17 protein-coding genes and 3 pseudogenes are annotated in these 18,595 nt (G+C 69.0%); 14 read left to right on the forward strand and 6 right to left on the reverse strand.

Annotated elements, in window-relative coordinates; all coding sequences use genetic code 11:
- Window positions 1-2 precede the first annotated feature (2 nt).
- From DPM13_RS07120 to DPM13_RS07130, 3 genes are read right to left on the reverse strand one after another with little or no spacing between them, the layout of a single operon-like run.
- Window positions 3-545, reverse strand: coding sequence for a MotE family protein (locus DPM13_RS07120; RefSeq protein WP_028720706.1), 543 nt, complete (start codon window positions 543-545; stop codon window positions 3-5).
- On the reverse strand, window positions 538-888 hold the full coding sequence (locus DPM13_RS07125) for a hypothetical protein (RefSeq protein WP_028720707.1): 351 nt from the start codon (window positions 886-888) through the stop codon (window positions 538-540). The genes DPM13_RS07120 and DPM13_RS07125 overlap by 8 nt, the downstream gene beginning before the upstream one ends.
- Window positions 885-1,370: a flagellar basal body-associated FliL family protein gene (locus tag DPM13_RS07130; RefSeq protein ID WP_112887709.1), complete on the reverse strand. Its 486-nt coding sequence runs from the start codon at window positions 1,368-1,370 to the stop codon at window positions 885-887. The genes DPM13_RS07125 and DPM13_RS07130 overlap by 4 nt, the downstream gene beginning before the upstream one ends.
- A gap of 116 nt (window positions 1,371-1,486) precedes the next feature.
- Here DPM13_RS07130 and fliF point away from each other — a divergent pair, with 116 nt between their 5' ends.
- The 8 genes from fliF (at window position 1,487) to DPM13_RS07170 (ending at window position 9,980) form a co-directional block, all read left to right on the forward strand.
- On the forward strand, window positions 1,487-3,052 hold the full coding sequence (fliF, locus tag DPM13_RS07135) for a flagellar basal-body MS-ring/collar protein FliF (RefSeq protein WP_112887710.1): 1,566 nt from the start codon (window positions 1,487-1,489) through the stop codon (window positions 3,050-3,052).
- Window positions 3,049-3,603 (forward strand): FliH/SctL family protein, encoded by a 555-nt coding sequence (locus DPM13_RS07140; RefSeq protein ID WP_112887711.1) that lies wholly within the window; start codon window positions 3,049-3,051, stop codon window positions 3,601-3,603. The genes fliF and DPM13_RS07140 overlap by 4 nt, the downstream gene beginning before the upstream one ends.
- A gap of 3 nt (window positions 3,604-3,606) precedes the next feature.
- Complete coding sequence (locus tag DPM13_RS07145) at window positions 3,607-3,798, forward strand: FliM/FliN family flagellar motor C-terminal domain-containing protein (RefSeq protein ID WP_223252421.1); 192 nt, start codon at window positions 3,607-3,609, stop codon at window positions 3,796-3,798.
- A 64-nt stretch (window positions 3,799-3,862) separates the two neighbouring features.
- Window positions 3,863-4,582: a flagellar type III secretion system pore protein FliP gene (gene fliP, locus DPM13_RS07150; RefSeq protein ID WP_080622821.1), complete on the forward strand. Its 720-nt coding sequence runs from the start codon at window positions 3,863-3,865 to the stop codon at window positions 4,580-4,582.
- 190 nt (window positions 4,583-4,772) lie between these two features.
- Window positions 4,773-5,843, forward strand: coding sequence for an efflux RND transporter periplasmic adaptor subunit (locus DPM13_RS07155; RefSeq protein ID WP_397245955.1), 1,071 nt, complete (start codon window positions 4,773-4,775; stop codon window positions 5,841-5,843).
- A complete protein-coding gene (locus DPM13_RS07160; protein ID WP_112887713.1) occupies window positions 5,840-6,574 on the forward strand; it encodes an efflux RND transporter periplasmic adaptor subunit in 735 nt (244 codons plus the stop codon). Before DPM13_RS07155 ends, DPM13_RS07160 begins: the two co-directional genes overlap by 4 nt.
- A complete protein-coding gene (locus DPM13_RS07165; protein WP_112887714.1) occupies window positions 6,541-6,906 on the forward strand; it encodes an efflux RND transporter periplasmic adaptor subunit in 366 nt (121 codons plus the stop codon). The genes DPM13_RS07160 and DPM13_RS07165 overlap by 34 nt, the downstream gene beginning before the upstream one ends.
- Window positions 6,903-9,980 carry an efflux RND transporter permease subunit gene (locus DPM13_RS07170; RefSeq protein ID WP_223252423.1) on the forward strand — a complete coding sequence of 1,026 codons (3,078 nt, stop codon included), beginning with the start codon at window positions 6,903-6,905 and terminating at the stop codon, window positions 9,978-9,980. Before DPM13_RS07165 ends, DPM13_RS07170 begins: the two co-directional genes overlap by 4 nt.
- A 267-nt stretch (window positions 9,981-10,247) precedes the next feature.
- On the opposite strand, the pseudogene recQ reads toward DPM13_RS07170, so the two are convergent.
- Both recQ and DPM13_RS07180 read right to left on the reverse strand, forming a co-directional pair.
- Window positions 10,248-12,271: pseudogene (recQ, locus tag DPM13_RS07175) on the reverse strand (DNA helicase RecQ).
- Window positions 12,271-12,564: a YggT family protein gene (locus tag DPM13_RS07180; protein ID WP_028720716.1), complete on the reverse strand. Its 294-nt coding sequence runs from the start codon at window positions 12,562-12,564 to the stop codon at window positions 12,271-12,273. The pseudogene recQ and the gene DPM13_RS07180 overlap by 1 nt, the downstream one beginning before the upstream one ends.
- Before the next feature lie 132 nt (window positions 12,565-12,696).
- Between DPM13_RS07180 and DPM13_RS07185 the strand changes: the two genes are divergently transcribed.
- The 3 genes and pseudogenes from DPM13_RS07185 to mepA all read left to right on the forward strand — a co-directional run bounded on the left by DPM13_RS07185 (window position 12,697) and on the right by mepA (window position 15,567).
- Window positions 12,697-13,269 carry an acyl-CoA thioesterase gene (locus tag DPM13_RS07185; RefSeq protein ID WP_112887715.1) on the forward strand — a complete coding sequence of 191 codons (573 nt, stop codon included), beginning with the start codon at window positions 12,697-12,699 and terminating at the stop codon, window positions 13,267-13,269.
- Between the two features lie 80 nt (window positions 13,270-13,349).
- Window positions 13,350-14,707, forward strand: a pseudogene (locus DPM13_RS07190) (MFS transporter).
- Window positions 14,704-15,567, forward strand: coding sequence for a penicillin-insensitive murein endopeptidase (gene mepA, locus DPM13_RS07195; RefSeq protein ID WP_080621197.1), 864 nt, complete (start codon window positions 14,704-14,706; stop codon window positions 15,565-15,567). Before DPM13_RS07190 ends, mepA begins: the two are co-directional and overlap by 4 nt.
- Here the strand turns inward: mepA and DPM13_RS22475 are convergent.
- Window positions 15,564-15,719 (reverse strand): hypothetical protein, encoded by a 156-nt coding sequence (locus DPM13_RS22475; protein ID WP_223252673.1) that lies wholly within the window; start codon window positions 15,717-15,719, stop codon window positions 15,564-15,566. The two genes, mepA and DPM13_RS22475, sit on opposite strands and share 4 nt — an antisense overlap.
- A gap of 90 nt (window positions 15,720-15,809) precedes the next feature.
- Between DPM13_RS22475 and DPM13_RS07200 the strand changes: the two are divergent.
- The 3 genes and pseudogenes from DPM13_RS07200 to DPM13_RS07210 all read left to right on the forward strand — a co-directional run bounded on the left by DPM13_RS07200 (window position 15,810) and on the right by DPM13_RS07210 (window position 18,376).
- Window positions 15,810-16,521, forward strand: a pseudogene (locus tag DPM13_RS07200) (esterase-like activity of phytase family protein).
- A gap of 14 nt (window positions 16,522-16,535) precedes the next feature.
- On the forward strand, window positions 16,536-17,666 hold the full coding sequence (locus tag DPM13_RS07205; RefSeq protein WP_112887716.1) for a serine hydrolase domain-containing protein: 1,131 nt from the start codon (window positions 16,536-16,538) through the stop codon (window positions 17,664-17,666).
- A gap of 89 nt (window positions 17,667-17,755) precedes the next feature.
- Window positions 17,756-18,376, forward strand: a complete 621-nt coding sequence (locus DPM13_RS07210) for a VUT family protein (RefSeq protein ID WP_112887717.1) — start codon at window positions 17,756-17,758, stop codon at window positions 18,374-18,376.
- Window positions 18,377-18,595: the final 219 nt, after the last annotated feature.

Here is an 18,595-nt window from a genome sequence, read left to right on the forward strand (position 1 = left end):
TCCTAGTTGGTTCTGGCCCGGACCGAGCCCATGTAGGACGTCAGCACGGCGGCCTGACCCGGCTCGACTGCGGCCATGATGCGCGCCCCGGTTTCGGGCTGGACACGCACCAGGATCTGCGCGGCGAAATCGGGCGGCAGGTTCGACAGCACCACCGCCGCCTGTTCGGGCTTCATCTGGTCATAGACGGCGATCAGCCGGCTGATGTCGTCGGTTTGGGCCTGGCGCACGCCGCTGTCATGATCGCTGATCTGCTTGCGCAGCTTGCGCAACTCGATCAGGCGGTCGGTCAGCTGCTTCTGCGCGACGGCCAGCTCCGCCTTTTGCCGGTCGATGTCCTGCATGTAGCGTTCGATCCGCAGGCCGCGCTGGCGCAGGGTGTCGGCCAGGGCCACGGCCTCGGGGACGTCGGTGCAGCCGGCCATCAGCTCGGCCGGCTCGGCATTGGCCCGCAGCCGGGCGGGCCCGTCGACCAGCATCACCGCCTGGGCCGCGGCGCCCAGGGTCAGCACCGCCCCCAGCACCGGCAGAACACGCCTACGCATCGGCCTCGGTCCTTTCGCTGCGCTGGCGGCGGCGCTGCAGGCGGACGGACCGTGCAGGCGTGTTGTCGGCGAACTTCTTCTGCAGGATCCAGAAGGCGCGCTCTTCCTTGGCGCGCTCGATCTCTCCGGCGAGCCCCTGGGTGGCCAGCGTCGCCTCGGCCTTGGCAGCATGGATCGCGCGCTCCAGCCGGCCGATCTCGCTGGTCATGACGGCGATGGCGCCGCCCAAGCCCGTTTCCAGGTCGTTGAGCCGGCGCAGCCGCCGTGCCAGCACGAAGCAGAAGACGGAGAGCCCCATCGAGAACGCCAGCAGCGCCAGCTGGAGGATCTGGGAAATCGTCATTGGATGCGGAACTCCGTGATCAGGATGTCGCTGAAGGCCTTGTCGCCCAGCACGAAAACGGCCCGCGTCGCCAGCTCGTCCCGCACGATGTCCAGGATGCCGCGCTTTTCGAAAGCGGCGGGGGCGATGTCGGCCAGGAAACTGTTGAAGGCATCCGACAGGCGCGGGGTCAGATGCTCGACCTCGGGACGGTGGACCTGGTCGGTCTCGATCTGGACCGTCATCACCAGGGTGCGCAACTGCGGGCCCGGCAGGGTCAGGACGATCTGCGGCAGGCTGACGAACTGGGCCGTGGATGCGGCAGCCTCCTCGGGCACCGGTTCGTGGGGGGCGGGTTTCAGCAGGGCCATCGGCGACCAGAAGCCCAGAAAGGTCGAGCCAAAGCCCGCGCCCAGCATCGCCACCGCCAGAACCAGCGGCATGAGCTTCTTGATTCCCCCCTTTGGCGAGGCAGGCACGGCATCGGCAGCGGCATCGGACATGGGTGATTCTCCATCGGCGTGCCGTCTGGATAGCAGCCCGGGGCTAACCAATTCTTAATCGCCCCCGTGCCATGACGGTCCGGTGATGTGATCCAGCCGATTCGAAGGGGGCGGTTTTGCTGAAGCTGCAAGACTACTGGCGCGAACGAAGCGCGAAGCAACGGGCGATCCTGGTCGCCGCCTTCCTGGCGACGTTCGGGACGATCGCGGGCCTGTCGTGGTTCGCCAGCCGGCCGCAGATGGCGATGCTTTACGCCGGGCTCGACCCCCAGCAATCGGGCGCGGTGATGGCGGCGGTGGAGAAATCCGGCGCCGCCTACCAGATCCGCGGCGATTCGATCTGGGTCGAGGAAAGCCGCCGAGACGCCCTGCGCATGTCCCTGGCCGGAGAGGGCATCCCCTCGGCCGGGGGCACCGGCTATGAGATCCTCGACGGCATGTCGGGGTTCGGCACCACCTCGCAGATGTTCGACGCCGCCTACTGGCGCGCCAAGGAAGGCGAGCTTGCCCGCACCATCCTGGCGCTTCCGAATGTCAGGACGGCGCGGGTCCACCTAGCCGTGCCCAGCGGCCGGGGATATCGGCGCGAGGCCCAGGCCAGCGCCTCGGTCACGCTGACCACGAACGGCACCGAAATCAGCCGCAGCCAGGCCAAGGCCCTGCGTTTCCTGATTTCCTCGGGCGTTCCGGGCATGGTGCCCGAGCGGGTCAGCGTGATCGACAGCGAACGCGGCGTGGTCGCCTCGGACGACGACGGCATGGCCGGTCAGGATCGTCAGGCCGAGATGAAGCGCAACGTCGAACGGATTCTCGAGGCCCATGTCGGCGGCGGGAACGCCATCGTCGAGGTGAACCTGGACCTGGTGACCGAAACCGAACTGCTGACCGAACAGCGCTTCGACCCCGAACAGCGCGCGCTGATCTCGCAGGAAAGCGAGGAATCGGCCGACCAGAGCACCAACAACCAGGCGGGGGCCGTCACCGCCGCCTCGAACCTGCCGGAAGGCCAGGATGACCAGGGCAAGGAAAGCAAATCCTCTCGGTCCGAGACCCGGCAGCGCTCGAACTTCGAGGTCAGCAAGGTCACGCGCGAGATAAACCGCCAGCCCGGCGCGACACGGCGGTTGACGGTCGCGGTGCTGGTCAACGGCGTCGCCCGCCCCGATGCGAATGGCGAGCCGCAGCTTGTCCCCCGCGACGAGGCCGAGTTGCAGTCCCTGCGCGAACTGGTCGCCTCGGCCGTGGGTTTCGACGAAGCGCGGGGCGATGCAATCACCATCAAGTCCCTGCCCTTTGCCGAGTTGTCCCAGGCCGGCACGGCGGCCAGCCAAGGCGGGCTCCTGGCCCGGCTGGACCTGAACGGGCTGATCAAGATCGTTCTGGTCGGGCTGTTTGCGCTGGCGCTGCTGTTCTTCCTGCTGCGCCCTGCGATGCGCGCGCGCGGCCCCCAGCTGGCCGAGCGGTTGCTGGACCAAAGCCTGCCCGCGGGCGTGCCGCCCGATCTGGGATCGCCCGACTCCATGCCGCCCCTGTCGGCCGCCGTCCCCGAGATCGACTACACACCCAGCGCGGGTCTGACGAACGACCCGGTCGCGCGCCTGCGCGAACTGATGAAGTCGCGCAAGGAAGAAAGCCTGCAGGTGCTGTCGGGCTGGATCGAGAAACGTGAGGATGCCCTATGAGATCGGCCGCGCTGCGTCTTGAATCCTTTGCCGAAGCCGCACGGCATCGCCCCCCGCCGACCCAGGCCGATCTGGAACATGCCTATCAGACGGGTCTTGAACGCGGGCTGGCCGAGGGTCGCGAGGCCAGCCTGGACCGGCTGAGCGCCCAGCTTGCCGATTTCGCCCGTAGCCTCGAGGCAAGCGACGCCGCGACCGCGGCCAGCCGGCGCGAGACGATCCATGCCGTGGTGCCCGTTCTTGCCGCGCTGGTCGACCTGCTCGCCCCCCTGTCCCGCCGCGACTGGCTTCTGGGTGCGGTCGGGGGCGAGCTGTTGCGCGTCGCCGAGACTCAGGATGGCTCGACCCTGGTGATCCATTGCCCGCCCGACCTGGAGCCCGACATCCACGACTGCGCCGCGCGCGCGGGAATCGAGGCGTCCCGGCTGCGCACCCTGCCCTCGGATCGCGGCACGGTCGAGCTTTCCGTGGGCGCGGCCGGCATCGCCCTGGATCCCGACCGCACCCTGGCCGAGATCCGCGCCATCATCGACGAATTCAAGGAGGACTGAGCCATGGACGACATCGCCAGCCTGATCGCGACCGACCTGATCCAGGTCCAGGTGACCATCCGCCTGGGCGGCACGCAGCTTTCCGTCGCCGAGCTTTCGCGCCTGCGGCCAGGCGACGTGATCCGGCTGGACCAGGAAATGTCGGATGGCGTGGACATCTGCGTCGGCGACAAGGTCATCGCCCGGGGTGACTGACCACCGGCGGAGATGGCGACAACCGGCTGTGCGTGCGCATCCTCGGGGCGGCGGCGCAATCGTGATCCGGCTGGGCCTGCTGATCGGCCTGCTGCTGGCGCCCGGGCTGGCGCTGGCGCAGGACGCGCCGTCGGTCGGGGCCGCCGCCGAGGCGGTGGCGAGCGGCGTCGGCCGCAACGCGATCACGCTGCTGGCGGTGATGACGGCACTGTCGCTCGCACCGGGCGTCGCGATCATGGTGACCTGCTTTCCCTTCATCGTCACCGTCCTTTCGATCCTGCGCCAGTCCCTGGGCCTGCAGCAGTCGCCCCCCAACATGCTGATCGTCAGCCTGGCGATGTTTCTGACCTGGTTCGTGATGAGCCCGGTCCTGACCGAGGCCTGGACCGTTGCCGGCGCCCCGCTGCGCGACGGGCAGATCACCGTCGAGCAGGCGTTTTCGCGTGGCATTGTGCCCTTTCGCGGCTTCATGGAGGCACGCGTCGACCCCGAGATGATCGCGACCCTGGCCGATGTCTCGCCCGATCCGCAGGCGCCGCCCGACCGGCTGTCGGTGCTGGTCCCCGCCTTCATGCTGAGCGAGATCCAGCGCGCCTTCGAGATCGGCTTCCTGGTCTCGCTGCCCTTTCTGATCATCGACCTGGTGGTGTCGGCGGTGCTGATGTCGATGGGCATGATGATGGTGCCGCCGGCCGTCGTGGCGCTGCCCTTCAAGCTGGCCTTCTTTGTCGTGGTGGACGGCTGGGGGCTGATCGCAGCGGCCCTGGTGCGCAGCTATCAATAGGAAAAATCGTGCCCCGCAACTTGACAGAGAGTGCCTTGCCGGAAAGACAGTCCAATACAACCATTTGACGAACAATTTCCTCAGCTGACACTTTACGACAGGTCAAGGCCGCCGCTACGTCACCTTGCACGCCGGGTTCCGCCAAGGACAAAATCTGGGCATCAATTCTGAAATGCTGTTCGAGGCGCCTATGCCACGCTTGCCGGCGACCCTTTTTCTTCTGACCTGGCTGCTTGGCGGACCTGCGCTGGCGGACGACCGGCTGGTGGTGGAACTGGTCCCGGTCCAGGACATGCCGCTGACCTATGACGCGGCGCTGACCGGCACGATCCATGCCAAGGACGTGGTGGACCTGGGGTTTCGCCAGGGCGGGCGCATCACCGAGATCCTGGTGGACGAAGGCGACCGGGTCATGCCGGGTCAGGCGCTGGCGCGGATCGACCCGCTTCAACAGGAACAGGCGGTGCGCGTCGCCGACGCGGGCGTCGCCGGCGCTGCTGCCTTGCAGGAACAGGCCCGGCAGGCGCGCGACCGTGCCCAGGCCATGCTGGAGCGCGGGGTCGGCACCCGGGCCGCGCTCGACGCGGCGAACCAGCAGCTTTCCGCCGCCGAGCGCGCCCTGGCGCAGGCGGAATCGGGCCGCGACCAGGCCCGCCGCGCGCTTGAGGAGACCGTCCTGCGCGCCCCCGCCGAAGCGATCATCACCGCCCGCAACGCCGATCCGGGCCAGATCGTCGGGGCGGCGCAGGCCGTGATCTCGCTCGCCTCCTCGGTCGCGCGCGAGGCGGTGTTCCAGATCCCCGACTCTCCTGCCCTGGGCCGGTCGGTCGGGGCATCGGTTTCCCTGACCACCATCGATTTCGGCGCCATCGCCATGACCGCCACCGTGACCGAGATCGCGCCGCTGGTCGACCCGCAGACCGGCTCGGTCACGGTGCGGGCAACCATCGACAACCCGCCCCAGGACATCGACCTGCTGGGGGCGGCGGTGCGGGGGATGGTGCATTTCCCCGCCGGCCGCAGCATCGCCGTGCCCTGGACCGCCCTGGCCGAGGTCGCCGGCCGGCCGGCCGTGTGGATCGTGGGCGACGACCGGCGCGTGGCGCTGGCGCCCGTCACCATCGAACGGTTCAGCGACGGGCTGATCGTCCTGCGCGACGGGGTCCGGTCGGGCCAGACGGTGGTCGGCGCCGGATCGCACCTGCTTTACCCGGGGCGCACGGTGGTCGATGCCGCCGACCTGGCAGGGGACGGCGAATGAGGATCGTCCTTGCCCTTCTTCTCCTTGCGCTCGGCTTCGGGCGATCCTGGGCCCAGGAGGAATCGGCCGTCCCGCCCCGGCCCGTCGCCAGCATCGTCGTCTCGGCCTATCAGCCGGGCACCGGCTCGATCCCCGGCGTGATCCGCGCCGAGGTCGAGGTCGACCTGGCGTTCCAGACGCTGGGTCGGCTGATCGCGCGCAACGTGGACGTAGGGGACGTCGTGGACAAGGGCGACATTCTGGCGCTGCTGGATTCCAAGGACCTGCAGGACGAGGTCGCGGCGGCCGAAGCGGCGGCCGAGGCGGCCGCGGTCGAACTGGACACCGCCCGTGCCGCGGCCGAACGCACCGAGGCCCTGTTTCGGCGCAACGTCGCCTCGACCGCCGATCTCGAACAGGTCCGGCAGGCGCTGGCGGCGGCGGTCGCGGCCGACCAGCAGGCCAGGGCCGACCTGGTCCGTGCCCGCGACACCGCCGCCTTTGCCGAGATGCGGGCGCCCTTTTCAGGCGTCATCAGCGCGGTCATGGCCACGCCCGGTGCGGTCGTCAGCGCGGGCGAGCCGGTCTTGCAGCTCTCCGCGCAGAACCGGCTCGAGGCGGTGATCGACCTGGCGCCCCCCGTGATGGCGCGGCTGGACCTGGGCGGCACCTTCGAGGTCTGGTCGGAAACCACGCCGAAAGCCGCCAGAAAGCCACGGTGTCGCGGGTCGAGCCGGTCGCCGACGCGCTGACGCGGACCCGGCGCGTCCACCTGGCGCTGGAGGATTCGTCCGGGTTCCGCCTGGGCGCCCTGATCCGGGTCCGGCCCGCCGTGACCACGCCCCAGGGAACGGGCCTGCCGCCCTCGGCCATCCTGGATGTCGAGGGGCGACCCCATGTCTGGCTGGTCACGCGCCAGGGCGACCGGGGCACGGTGTCGCTGCGGCCGATCCAGATCCTCGGCTCGGCCACGGCGCAGCCCGTCACCGTGACGGCGGGCCTTGTCCCCGGCGACGAGGTGGTGATCCGCGGCATCCATTCCCTGCGCGAAGGCCAGGCCGTCGGCCGTTCGGTGAGCCCATGAACAGACCCTCCTTCAACCTGTCCGACTGGGCGCTGCACCATCGTTCCCTGGTGTGGTTCCTGCTGATCGTCTCGATGGTGGCGGGCACGCTCAGCTATCTGCGCCTGGGCCGCGAGGAGGACCCGAACTTCACCGTCAAGGTCATGGTGATCAGCGCCTCGCTGCCGGGCGCCACGATCACCGACACGCTGAACCAGGTGACGACCCGCATCGAAACCAAGCTCGAGGAACTGGACGAGCTGAAGTTCACCCGTTCGGTCACCATGCCGGGCCAGTCGGTCGTCTATCTGGAACTGGACCCGACGATCCGCGGCCCCCAGGTTCCCGAGGTCTGGAAACGCGTCCGCAACATGATGTCCGACCTGCGCCCCGAGTTTCCGCAGGAATTCGGCGGCTTCCAGTTCAACGACGATTTCGGGGACGTCTACGGCAATATCTATGCCTTCACCGCGGACGGGTTCACGCATCGCGAATTGCGCGACCGGGTCGAGGATATCCGCAAGCAGGTCCAGGCCCTGCCCATGGCGGGCAAGACCTCGCTGCTGGGGGTGCGCAAGGAAGAGATCTATATCGAATTCTCGCTGGCGCGGCTTTCGGCCCTGGGCCTGAACCACAACCAGGTCGTGCAAAGCCTGGCGACCCAGAACGCCATCGCGCCGTCGGGCATCGTGCAGGCCGGGCCCGAGCAGGTGCTGGTGCGCGTCAGCGGCCAGTTCGACGACGCGGCCAGCATCGCGGCGGTCAACCTGCGGGTCGGCGACCGCTTCTTCAACATCGGCGACGTGGCCGTCGTGCGCCGCGGCTACGAGGACCCGCCCAGCGCGTTGTTCCGCCATGACGGGCGGGACGCCATCGGCATGCAGATCGGCATGCGCGACGGCGGCAACATCCTGGAATTCGGCAAGCAGGTCGATGCCCTGATGGAGCAGGTGGGCCGCAACCTGCCCATCGGGATCGAGATGGCCAAGTTCGCCGACCAGCCGCATGTGGTCAAGGACGCGGTCGGCCATTTCGTGCGCGCCCTGATCGAGGCGGTGGGCATCGTGCTGCTGGTCAGCTTCATCAGCCTGGGGTTGCGGGCAGGCCTTGTCGTGACGCTGACCATCCCGCTGGTGCTGGCCATCACCTTCGTCATCCTGGACGTCTACGGCATCACCTTGCAGCGGATCTCGCTGGGGGCGCTGATCATCGCCCTGGGGCTGCTGGTCGATGACGCCATGATCGCCATCGAGACGATGATCTCGCGCCTCGAGGTCGGCGAAAGCCTGGAGCACGCGGCCAGCTACGCCTGGACCTCGATCGCCTTTCCGATGCTGACGGGCACGCTGGTCACGGTGGCGGGCTTCATCCCCATCGGCCTGAACAGCTCGGCAGCGGGCGAGTTCACCTTTTCGCTGTTCGTGGTGATCGCCGTCTCGCTGCTGGTCAGCTGGATCGTGGCGGTGCTGTTCGCGCCGCTTCTGGGCGCGACGCTGCTGTCGCCCAGCACCACGCACAAGGAACAACGGGCCGGCCTGCTGCGGCGCGTGTTCCATCGCCTGCTGCTTTGGGGCATGCGGTTTCGGTGGACGACCATCGCGGTGACGCTGGCGGCCTTTCTGCTGTCGGTCTGGGGCATGCGCTTCGTCGAACAGCAGTTCTTCCCGACCTCGGACCGGACCGAGCTGATCGTGGACGTGACCGAGCGGGCCAATGCCTCGATCGCCAAGACCGACGAGTCCATCGCCCGGCTGGAAGCGTTCCTGAAGACCCAGGAGGAGGCGCTGTTCTTCACGTCCTATATCGGGCGCGGGGCGCCGCGCTTCATCCTGTCGATGGACGTGCCGACGCCCGGGCCCTACATGGGCCAGATCCTGATCCAGACCCCCGACCTTGCGGCGCGCGACCGGCTGACGGCGGCCATCGTGGATTTTTCGACGCCGCAGGCTGCGGCACGGACATCTATGTCAAGAACCTGGAAATGGCCTCCAGGTCGGCAAGCCTGTGCAATACCGCGTGTCTTCGCCCGACCTGCAGGAGGCGCGCGATGCCGCCCGCGACCTGGCGGCGGTGCTGTCACACGAGCCGCGGCTGCGCGACATCGCCCTCGACTGGAGCGAACCGGCCGAGTCGTGCGGCTGCGCGTGAACCAGGACCTGGCGCGCAAGCTGGGCATCAGCAGCGAAGACATCTCGGCCGCACTGGCCGGCACCTTCACCGGGCGCGCCATCACCCAGCTGCGCGACGGGATCTTCCTGATCAACATCGTCGCCCGCGGCTCGGACGCCGATCGGACCTCTCTGGAATCGATCCAGAACCTGCAACTGGCCACGGCGACCGGAACACCCATCCCCATCGCCGCCCTGGCCAGGCTGGAATATGCGACGGAACAGCCCCTGATCATGCAGCGGGACGGGCTGCCCACGGTCACCGTCAAGGCCGACATCGCCAGCGGCGAACAGCCCGCCACGCTGGTCAACGACCTGGCGGGAAGGATCGCCGAGTTCCAGGCCAGCCTGCCCGATCAGGTCCGCATCACCGTGGGCGGCACGGTCGAGACCTCGGCCGAAAGCCAGCAGCCCATCGCCGCCGTGGTCCCGATCATGCTGCTGATCATGGCGCTGCTGGTGATGATCCAGATGCAAAGCTTTCGCCTGTCGCTGATCGTCTTTGCCGCGGCGCCGCTGGGCGTCATCGGGGTGGTGGCCGCGCTGCTGCCCTTCGGCGTGCCGATGGGCTTCGTCGCGATCCTGGGCATCCTGGCGCTGATCGGCATCCTGATCCGGAATTCGGTCATCCTGGTCCATGAGATCCAGGTCCTGATCGGCAAGGGTCACAGCCAATGGCAGGCCGTGTTCGAGGCCTCGGACAGCCGCGCCCGCCCGATCCTGCTGACCGCCGCCGCCGCCAGCCTGGCGCTGATCCCGATCTCGCGCCAGGTGTTCTGGGGGCCGATGGCCTTTGCGATGATGGGCGGAATCATCGCGGGCACGCTGGTCACCCTGGTCTTTGTGCCGGCGCTGTACTGCGCGGTCTTCGGGGTCGAGCCGCCCGAGGACCAGCCGGCGGGGCAGGAAAAGGCCAGCGCATCCTGACGGCGCCGGAAGGTCGCGCAGAGGAAGCCTCGTGTTTCGCCGATGGCGCTGCCGGACGGTCGCCCCATACCGCGCTACGGTCGAAGGCACGGGCGGCGGCCCGGCTTCCAAGCACGGCAGGCTCCCCCAATTGTGCAAACGCGAACGCAGGTGCAGCATCCCCTGCCCCGGGGGTCGCGCCGAACGGGGCCGTTCCGGCGCCTGGCCGCGCACTTCTGCGCAGCCGGATTGGTCGAAGCGGCACCCCGGGCGCCGCTCCTCGGGGGACTATTCCGCCTCGATCTCGGCCAGGAACGCCGGGCCGAAGCGCTCCAATCGCGCCGGATCCAGATAGCGCGACAGGTCCCGCGGCCTTGCCTCGGCAATGCGGCGCAGGGTCGAGTTGCTGACGGAAAGCGGCTTGCCGGTGCCGTCCTCGCCCCGGGCAAGGCGGGTCTGCACCTCGGCCAGCCGGTCGTAGAGCGCGCCCGAGGCGCGCCCGACCAGCGCCCGGCGCGCGGGATGAAGCGGCGCGACATCCCCCGCGATGACCTGCAGGAAGTCCATCCCGTAGCTTTCCAGCTTTTTCGCGCCGACCCCGTTCACGCGCGCCATCTCGTCCAGGGTGCGGGGGCGGCTTTGCGCCATCTCGATCAGCGTCCGGTCGGGAAAGATGACATAGGCCGGCACCCGGGCCGCCTCGGCCAGGGCGCGGCGCTTGGCCTTCAGCGCGGACAGCAGCGGCGCATCCTCGTCATCGACCTGGGTGCGCACCACGACCGAGGGCGCGGCGCGCTTGACCAGGTCCCGGCGCAGGATGACGCGGGTCTCGCCGCGCAGCACGGCATGGGCGGCGGCGGTGATGGCCAGCCCGCCGTGGCGTTCGGGATCGGGGCGGATCAGGTCGCGGCCCAGCATCTGGCGCACGATGGCCTGCCATTCGGCGCGGGGCAGGTCGCGGCCCACGCCAAGGTCGGCAGCCGGTCGTGGCCGCGGGCGCGGATGCGGTCGGTCGCATTGCCCAGCAGCACGTCGATGACATGGCCCGCGCCATAGCTCTCGCCGGTGCGCAGGACGGCCGACAGCACCTTCTGCGCGGCCTGGGTGCCGTCGAACGTCTCGGGCGGATCGTCACAGATGTCGCAGTTGCCGCAGGGCATCGAGCTTTCGCCAAAATAGCCGAGCAGCGCGACGCGGCGGCAACTGGGGCTTTCGGCAAGGCCCAGCAGGGCGTTCAGCCGCGCATGGTCGGCGGCCTTGCGTTCGGGGGGCGCAAGGCCTTCGTCGATCTGGCCGCGGCGCAGGCGGATGTCGTCGGGCCCGAACAGCGTCAGCGTCTCGGCCGGGGCGCCGTCGCGGCCGGCGCGGCCGATTTCCTGATAATAGGCCTCGATCGACTTCGGCAGGTCGGCATGGGCCACCCAGCGGATGTCGGGCTTGTCGATGCCCATGCCGAAGGCGACGGTGGCGACCACGATCAACCCGTCCTCGCGCTGGAAGCGGGTCTCGACCTCGCGGCGCTGGTCGGATTCCATGCCGCCGTGATAGGCGGCGGCCGCCAGGCCGACCTCGTTCAAAGCCTGGGCCAGGGTCTCGGTCTTGGCGCGGGTGCCGCAATAGACGATGCCCGACTGGCCGCGACGCGCCCCGGCGAAATCCAGGATCTGCCGGCGCGGGCCGTTCTTGGGCTGAAAGGCCAGGTGGATGTTCGGGCGGTCGAAGCCGCGCAGGAACACCTGCGGCGCGGCGCCGTCGAACAGGCGGCGGACGATCTCGTCCCGCGTCTCGGCATCGGCGGTGGCGGTAAAGGCGGCCAGCGGCACGCCGAGCGCGCGGCGCAATTCGCCCACGCGCAGGTAGTCGGGGCGGAAATCATGGCCCCATTGGCTGACGCAATGCGCCTCGTCGACCGCGATGGCCTGCACGCCCGCCCGCCGCAGCATCGGCACCGTCGCCCCCGAGGCCAGCCGTTCGGGCGCGATATACAGCAACCGCAGCGCGCGCGCGGACAGCGCCCGCAGCACCTCGGCGTTCTCGTCCTCGGAATTGCCGCTGGTCAGGGCGGCGGCGGGCACGCCCGCCTCGGTCAGCGCCCGCACCTGGTCCCGCATCAGCGCGATCAGCGGCGAGACGACCACCGTCAGCCCGTCGCGCATCAGCGCGGGCAGCTGATAGCACAGCGACTTGCCCCCGCCCGTCGGCATGATCGCCAGCACGTCGCGGCCTGCGGCCACGGCATCCACGATCTCTTCCTGGCCGGGGCGGAACCCGTCGAAGCCAAAGACCTGCCGCAGCAGGGGCGCGGCGGACATCAGAAGCCGTAGAACCACATCGCGTTGTTGGCCAGCGCACGCTGCGCGATGATGATGATGATGAACACCACCAGGGGCGCCAGATCCAGCCCGCCGGTGTTGGGCAGGATGGCGCGGACCGGGGCATAGACCGGCTCGAGCAGGCGGTTCAGCCCGTTCCAGATCTGCCAGACCAGCGGCTGGCGCAGGTTCAGCACCTGAAAGTTGATCAGCCAGGACATGATGATATGGGCGATCATCACGAACCACACCACGTCCAGTATCAGCATCAGTGCTTCGTAAAGCGTGCCCATCGCATCCTCGCCGGGGTTTCCGGGGGGAGAGGTAAGCCAGCCGCCCCCTTTTCGCAAGCCGTGACGCCGCAGCGTCCCGATTGACGCCCCTGGGCACCTTGGCTAGCCCCGCCCCGTCAAGGAGGGCCCGCCATGTATCCGATGCTGCGCTTTGCCAAGGAAATGCTGAAGTTCGGCCGCAAGCCCCGGATCGGGATGCTGGATGCCCATGTCTCGACCCACCGCTGCTGGCCCTGGGACCTCGACCCCTGGGTCGAGTTGAACAACGGCCGCACGCTGACGCTTTACGACCTGGGTCGGGTGCCGCTGGTGGTGCGGACCGGGATCATCGCCACGCTGCGCCGGCAGGGCTGGGGCATCACGGTCGCGGGCAATTCGGTGCGCTATCGCCGCCGCATCCGGGCGTTCCACCGCTTTACCATGGTGTCGCGCACGCTGGGCTGGGACGGGCGCTTCCTGTACATGGAACAAAGCATGTGGCGGCGGGGCGAATGCTGCAACCACATGCTGCTGCGCGGGGCGTTCACCGGCCCGGGCGGCATCGTCTCACCCATCGAGGTGATGCAGGCGGCCGGCGCCGACCCCGACAGCCCGCCCCTGCCCGACTGGGTCAAGGCCTGGATCGCAGCCGATGCGCAGCGGCCCTGGCCGCCCGTCCTGCCCAAGCTTGCCCCCGAAGACCGGGGCGGCGACCTGCCGGGCTGAGGGTTCTTTCCACCGTCACCCACCGCCGCTAGGGTTGCGCGAAAGCGCCCCGCAGGGCGCATCGCCGGACGGGACGGGACATGGACAAGCGCAGGATCTGGGGCTGGTGGTTCTTTGACTGGGCCAGCCAGCCCTATGCCACCTTGCTGACCACCTTCATCTTTCCGGTCTATTTCAGCGAGGTCGCGCGCCAGCATTTCGTCGGCCAGGGCCTGACCCCCGAGGCGGCGGCGGCCCAGACCCAGACGCTGTGGGGCTATGGGCTGGCGATCAGCGGGGCGGTGATCGCGCTGCTCGCGCCGCTTCTGGGGGCCATCGCCGACAGTTCGGGCCGGCGCATCGTGTGGATATACCTGTTCTCGGCGCTTTATGTCGCGGGCGCCTGGGGGCTGTGGTTCCTGACGCCGCAGGCCCCGCAGCTTTATCTGGCCGTGTTCTGTTTCGGCATCGGCCTGATCGGATCGGAATTCGCCACCATCTTCACCAACGCGCTGCTGCCCGGCCTTGCCCTGCGATCAGGAGACCGGCCGCGTCTCGGGCTCGGGCATGGCCTTCGGCTATCTGGGCGGCGTGATCGCGCTGTTCGTCATGCTGCTGTTTCTGGCCGAAAGCGCCCAGACCGGGCGCACGCTGATCGGGATCCCGCCGATCCTGGGCCTGGACCCGGCGGCGCGCGAAGGCACCCGCGCGGCCGGGCCCTTCACCGCGCTGTGGTATCTGGTCTTCATGATCCCCTTTTTCCTGTGGCTGCGCGAGACGCCCGTGCCCCGGCGCCGGCTGCGGCTGCGCGCGGCCCTGGGGGACCTGTGGCGGTTGATCCGGGGCCTGCGCCGGCGTCCGTCGCTGAGCGCCTTTCTGCTGTCGTCGATGTTCTCGCGCGATGCGCTGAACGGGCTTTACGCTTTCGGCGGACTTTACGCGGGCGCGGTGCTGCACTGGCCGGTGATCCTGTCGGGCATCTTCGGGATCGTCGCCGCCATCTCGGCCGCGGTCATCAGCTGGATCGGCGGCCGGGCGGACCGCCGCTGGGGCCCGAAAGCCGTGACGGCGGCCTGCACGCTGGTCCTGATCCTGGTCTGCACCGTCGTCGTCGGCATGGCCGCAGCCAGGTCCTGGGCATTCCGCTGACGCCCGGATCGCGGCTGCCCGACGCGCTGTTCTTCGTCTGCGGGGCGCTGATCGGCGGCGCGGGCGGCGTGCTGCATCGGCCGGCCGCACGCTGGTCGTCCTGCACACCAGCCCCGACCGCGCGACCGAGGTCTTTGGCCTTTACGCGCTTTCGGGCAAGGCCACCACCTTTCTGGCGCCCTTCCTGATCGCGCTGGTCACCGATTTCAGCGGCAATCTGCGCCTTGGCATCTCTCCGTTGATCGTGATGTTCCTTCTGTCGCTGGTTTTGCTAATCTGGGTCAAAGCAAAAGGAGAGGCCGAGCCGTGATCCGCACATTCCTGACCGCAGCGGCCCTGGCCGTCGCGGCCGCCCTGCCTGTTTCAGCCGATCCGCTGGCCAAGGACGTGTTCGGCACCACGCCGGGGCCGACCGGCGGCGCGCCGGCCGCCATCGGCTTTTATTCCAAGGGCTGCGTCTCGGGCGCGGTGGAGCTGCCGGAAACCGGCCCCACCTGGCAGGCCATGCGCCTGTCCAGGAACCGCAACTGGGGCCATCCCGAGTTGGTCGGCTTCCTGATCGGCCTGTCGCAGGCCGCCCGCCAGGCCGGCTGGCCGGGCCTCTACATCGGCGACATGAGCCAGCCGCGCGGCGGCCCGATGATGACGGGCCATGCCAGCCACCAGCTTGGGCTGGACGCCGACATCTGGATGCTGCCGCCGCAAAGCCTGTCGCTGACGCCCGCCCAGCGCGAAAAGATCAGTTCGCAATCGGTGGTGAACAAGGCCGGCACCGGCCCGTCGGCCCTGTGGAGCACGGCGCATATGCAGATCATCCGCGCCGCCGCCCGCGATCCGCGGGTCGAGCGCATCTTCGTCGATCCCGTCGCCAAGGTCGAGATGTGCCGGATGGAGCGCGGCAACCGGGCCTGGCTGAACAAGGTGCGTCCGATCAACGCCCATGACTATCATTTCCACGTCCGGCTGTCCTGCCCGCCCGGCTCGGCCTGCCGGGTGCAGGACCCGCCGCCGCCCGGCGACGGCTGCGAGGAAGCCGCAGAATGGATCCGCAACAGGATCGATCCCAGCCGCGTCAAGCCGGTGCCGCCCGACCCGAACTATCGCCACCCCCGCAGCTATCGACTCAGCGAGATGCCCCGCCAATGCCAGGCCGTCGCCACCGCCCGCTAGGGGCATCGGGCGCGGTCCTGCGGCAGCCGGTCCGGTCCCTGACGGGGATCGCGCTGGCGCTCGCGGTCGTGCTGGTGTCGCTGACCAATCCCGTCGCCGGCCAGGGGGCGACGGGGCATGACCCCGCCGCCCTGGCCCCGCGCGTCGACCATGTCGGCACCTATGTCTGGCACATCGACGCGCCCGACTTCGGCGGGTTCTCTGGCCTTGACCTGCGCGAGGACGGCAGCCGCTTTACCGCGCTGTCGGATCGGGCGACGCTGCGCTGGGGCCGCATCCTGCGCGACGCCCAGGGCCGGATCGAGGGGGTCGAGGCGACCGGCCACGCCCGGTTGAAGGACAGCGAGGGGCGCAAGCTCGCCCCCGGCTGGCGCGGCGACAGCGAGGGGCTGGCGGTGGGATCGGACGGCCGGCTCTGGATCAGCTTCGAGGGGCTGACCCGCGTCGTCCTGCACGACCGCGCCGAAAACCCCGCCCAGCCCCTGCCCCGCCCCGCCCCGTCAAGGCATGCAGCGCAATTCCTCGCTGGAATCGCTGGCCATCCTGCCGGACGGCACGCTGCTGGCGATCCCCGAACGGTCCGGCGCGCTGCATCGGCCGTTCCCGGTCTGGCGCTATCGCGACGGCGCCTGGGATCAGCCCTTTTCCATTCCGCGCAGCGGCAACTGGCTGGCGGTCGATGCCGATGTCGGCCCCGACGGCCGGCTTTACCTGCTGGAGCGCGACTTCATGGGCCTTTTAGGGTTCCGCATCCGCCTGCGCCGCTTTGACCTGTCCGACGCGGGCGTCTCGGGGGAACAGGTGCTGCTGACCTCCTATCCGCTGCAATACGACAATCTGGAGGGGCTCGCGGTCTGGCAGGACGGTCAAGGCATCCGCGTCACGATGATTTCGGACGACAATTTCAGCCGCTTGCAGCGCACCGAACTGGTCGAATACCGTATCACCGACTGATCCGCGGGGAACCCATGCCGATTGCCGCCATCACCCAAGCCCTTGATCGCGGAATCGACGCCGCCCTGGCCGACGAGCGTATCGTCGGCTGCGTGGTCCTGCTGGCGCAGGGCGGCCGCACCCTGTATTCCCGCGCCGCCGGGATGGCCGACCGAGAGGCCGGGCGCGCCATGACTCCGGACATCTGGCTGCGCTATGCCTCGGTCACCAAGCCATTCACCACCATGGCCGCCCTGCGGCTGATGGCGCAGGGCAGGCTGTCGCCCGACGACCCGGTGACGCGCCACCTGCCCGATTTTCGCCCGGCGCTGCCGGACGGCAGCCGGCCGACGATCACCGTGGCGCAACTGATGGCCCATATGGCGGGGCTCGACTACGGCTTTGCCCAGCCGCCGGGCGGACCCTATGCGCGGGTCGGGGTGTCGGACGGCATCGGCGACACCGGAATCACCCTGGCCGAGAACCTGCGCCGCATCGCCTCGGTCCCCCTGGACCGGGCGCCGGGGGAAGGCTGGCGTTATTCCGTGGCGACCGATGTGCTGGGCGCGGTGATCGAATCGGTCATGGACCAGCCCCTGCCCCAGGCCATGCGCGCGCTTGTGACCGAGCCGCTGGCGCTCGAGGCCGACTTCCTGGCCGACCCGGCCCGGCTGGCGGCGAACTATGCCGACGCCCGGCCCCGCCCCTTGCGGATGCAGGGCCTGACGCGGGTGCCGATCCCGGGCTCGGACGGCCTGATGTTTTCCTATCTGCCGGAGCGCGCGACGGACCCCGACGCCTATCCTTCGGGCGGCGGCGGCATGTCGGGGACGGCGCGGGCGGCGCTGGCGCTTCTCGAGGCGCTGCGGGCCGGACCCTTCCTGCCCGACGACCTGCGCCGCGCCGCGCTGCAAAACCGCATCGCCGGGCCGCACCCGATGCGCGGGCCCGGCTGGGGTCACGCCTGGGCGGGCGCGGTCCTGGCCGATCCGGCGGCGGCGGGACTGGACCTTGCCGCCGGCAGCCTCAGCTGGGGCGGGATCTATGGCCACAGCTGGATGATCGAGCCATCGCGCGACCTGACGCTGCTGGCCATGACCAACACCGCGACCGAAGGGATGAACGGCGCCTTTGCCGTGGAAATGGCCGCCGCCCTGATGCAATAGGCGTTGACAGCCGCCCCGCGCGGAGCTTATGCGGCCCTGCCCCGAAGACGGGGCCGAGTCTCCGCGACCTTGTCAAAACGGAATCCAACATGTCCCGCATCCTGCCCGGCGTCATCGCCATGGCCATCGTCGTGGTGGCCTCGAACATCCTGGTCCAGCATCTGCTGGGCGACTGGCTGACCTGGGGGGCGCTGACCTACCCCGTGGCCTTCCTGGTCACCGACATCATGAACCGGGTCTATGGCCCCCAGGCCGCGCGGCGCGTGGTCTTTGCGGGTTTCATCACGGGCGTCCTGTGTTCGGTCGTCGCCGCCGGCTTCGACAAGACCACGCTGCGCATCGCGGTGGCTTCGGGCGCCGCGTTCCTTTCGGCGCAGCTGATGGACATCACAATCTTCAACCAGTTGCGAAAATACAACTGGTGGCTACCACCCCTTGCGGGCAGCCTGGTCGGCTCGGTGCTGGATACCGCCGTCTTTTTCACCATCGCCTTTTCGTCGGGACTGACGCCGCTGTTTCCCGGCGACGACGTTTCCTGGGCAAATGAACTGGTTCCGATGCTGGGCCACGGCCCCGTTCAGCCGCTGTGGGTTTCCTTGGCAGTTGCCGATTGGTTGGTCAAAATGGCCCAGGCGATCGTCGCCCTGATCCCCTTCCGGATCATCGTCGGAAATTTGATCGAGAGACGGTCCAAATTCATTGACTGTTAAGACCGCTGTGGCAGGCTCAACCCATACGGCAACACATTGAAAGGAGGTGGTCCAGTGTCGAGAGTGATAGTGGAGAGAGGTGTCGGGACAGTCAGGGGGGCCGTGGCCTAAGGGCAGCCCCAAGGGTCGTTAACCCTGACTGGGACGGTGGGCACCAACCCTAACCGGACCATCTCCTTGGATCTCGCGGGCCGTTTCCAGGAAACGGCCCGTTCCCTT

Origin of the sequence: Paracoccus mutanolyticus, assembly GCF_003285265.1 — a bacterium.
Lineage (GTDB): Bacteria > Pseudomonadota > Alphaproteobacteria > Rhodobacterales > Rhodobacteraceae > Paracoccus > Paracoccus yeei.

Bases quoted from the DNA above. Each gene is read 5' to 3' on its own strand.
- DPM13_RS07130 (WP_112887709.1), bottom strand. From the start codon at position 1,370: ATGTCCGATGCCGCTGCCGATGCCGTGCCTGCCTCGCCAAAGGGGGGA.
- DPM13_RS07155 (WP_397245955.1), top strand. From the start codon at position 4,773: ATGCCACGCTTGCCGGCGACCCTTTTTCTTCTGACCTGGCTGCTTGGC.
- DPM13_RS07125 (WP_028720707.1), bottom strand. From the start codon at position 888: ATGACGATTTCCCAGATCCTCCAGCTGGCGCTGCTGGCGTTCTCGATG.
- DPM13_RS22475 (WP_223252673.1), bottom strand. From the start codon at position 15,719: ATGGTCGACGCGCGGGGCCAGGGCGGCGGGGTCATGCCCCGTCGCCCC.
- DPM13_RS07120 (WP_028720706.1), bottom strand. From the start codon at position 545: ATGCGTAGGCGTGTTCTGCCGGTGCTGGGGGCGGTGCTGACCCTGGGC.
- DPM13_RS07210 (WP_112887717.1), top strand. From the start codon at position 17,756: ATGTCCCGCATCCTGCCCGGCGTCATCGCCATGGCCATCGTCGTGGTG.
- DPM13_RS07205 (WP_112887716.1), top strand. From the start codon at position 16,536: ATGCCGATTGCCGCCATCACCCAAGCCCTTGATCGCGGAATCGACGCC.
- DPM13_RS07180 (WP_028720716.1), bottom strand. From the start codon at position 12,564: ATGGGCACGCTTTACGAAGCACTGATGCTGATACTGGACGTGGTGTGG.
- DPM13_RS07140 (WP_112887711.1), top strand. From the start codon at position 3,049: ATGAGATCGGCCGCGCTGCGTCTTGAATCCTTTGCCGAAGCCGCACGG.
- DPM13_RS07185 (WP_112887715.1), top strand. From the start codon at position 12,697: ATGTATCCGATGCTGCGCTTTGCCAAGGAAATGCTGAAGTTCGGCCGC.
- DPM13_RS07145 (WP_223252421.1), top strand. From the start codon at position 3,607: ATGGACGACATCGCCAGCCTGATCGCGACCGACCTGATCCAGGTCCAG.
- DPM13_RS07170 (WP_223252423.1), top strand. From the start codon at position 6,903: ATGAACAGACCCTCCTTCAACCTGTCCGACTGGGCGCTGCACCATCGT.
- DPM13_RS07160 (WP_112887713.1), top strand. From the start codon at position 5,840: ATGAGGATCGTCCTTGCCCTTCTTCTCCTTGCGCTCGGCTTCGGGCGA.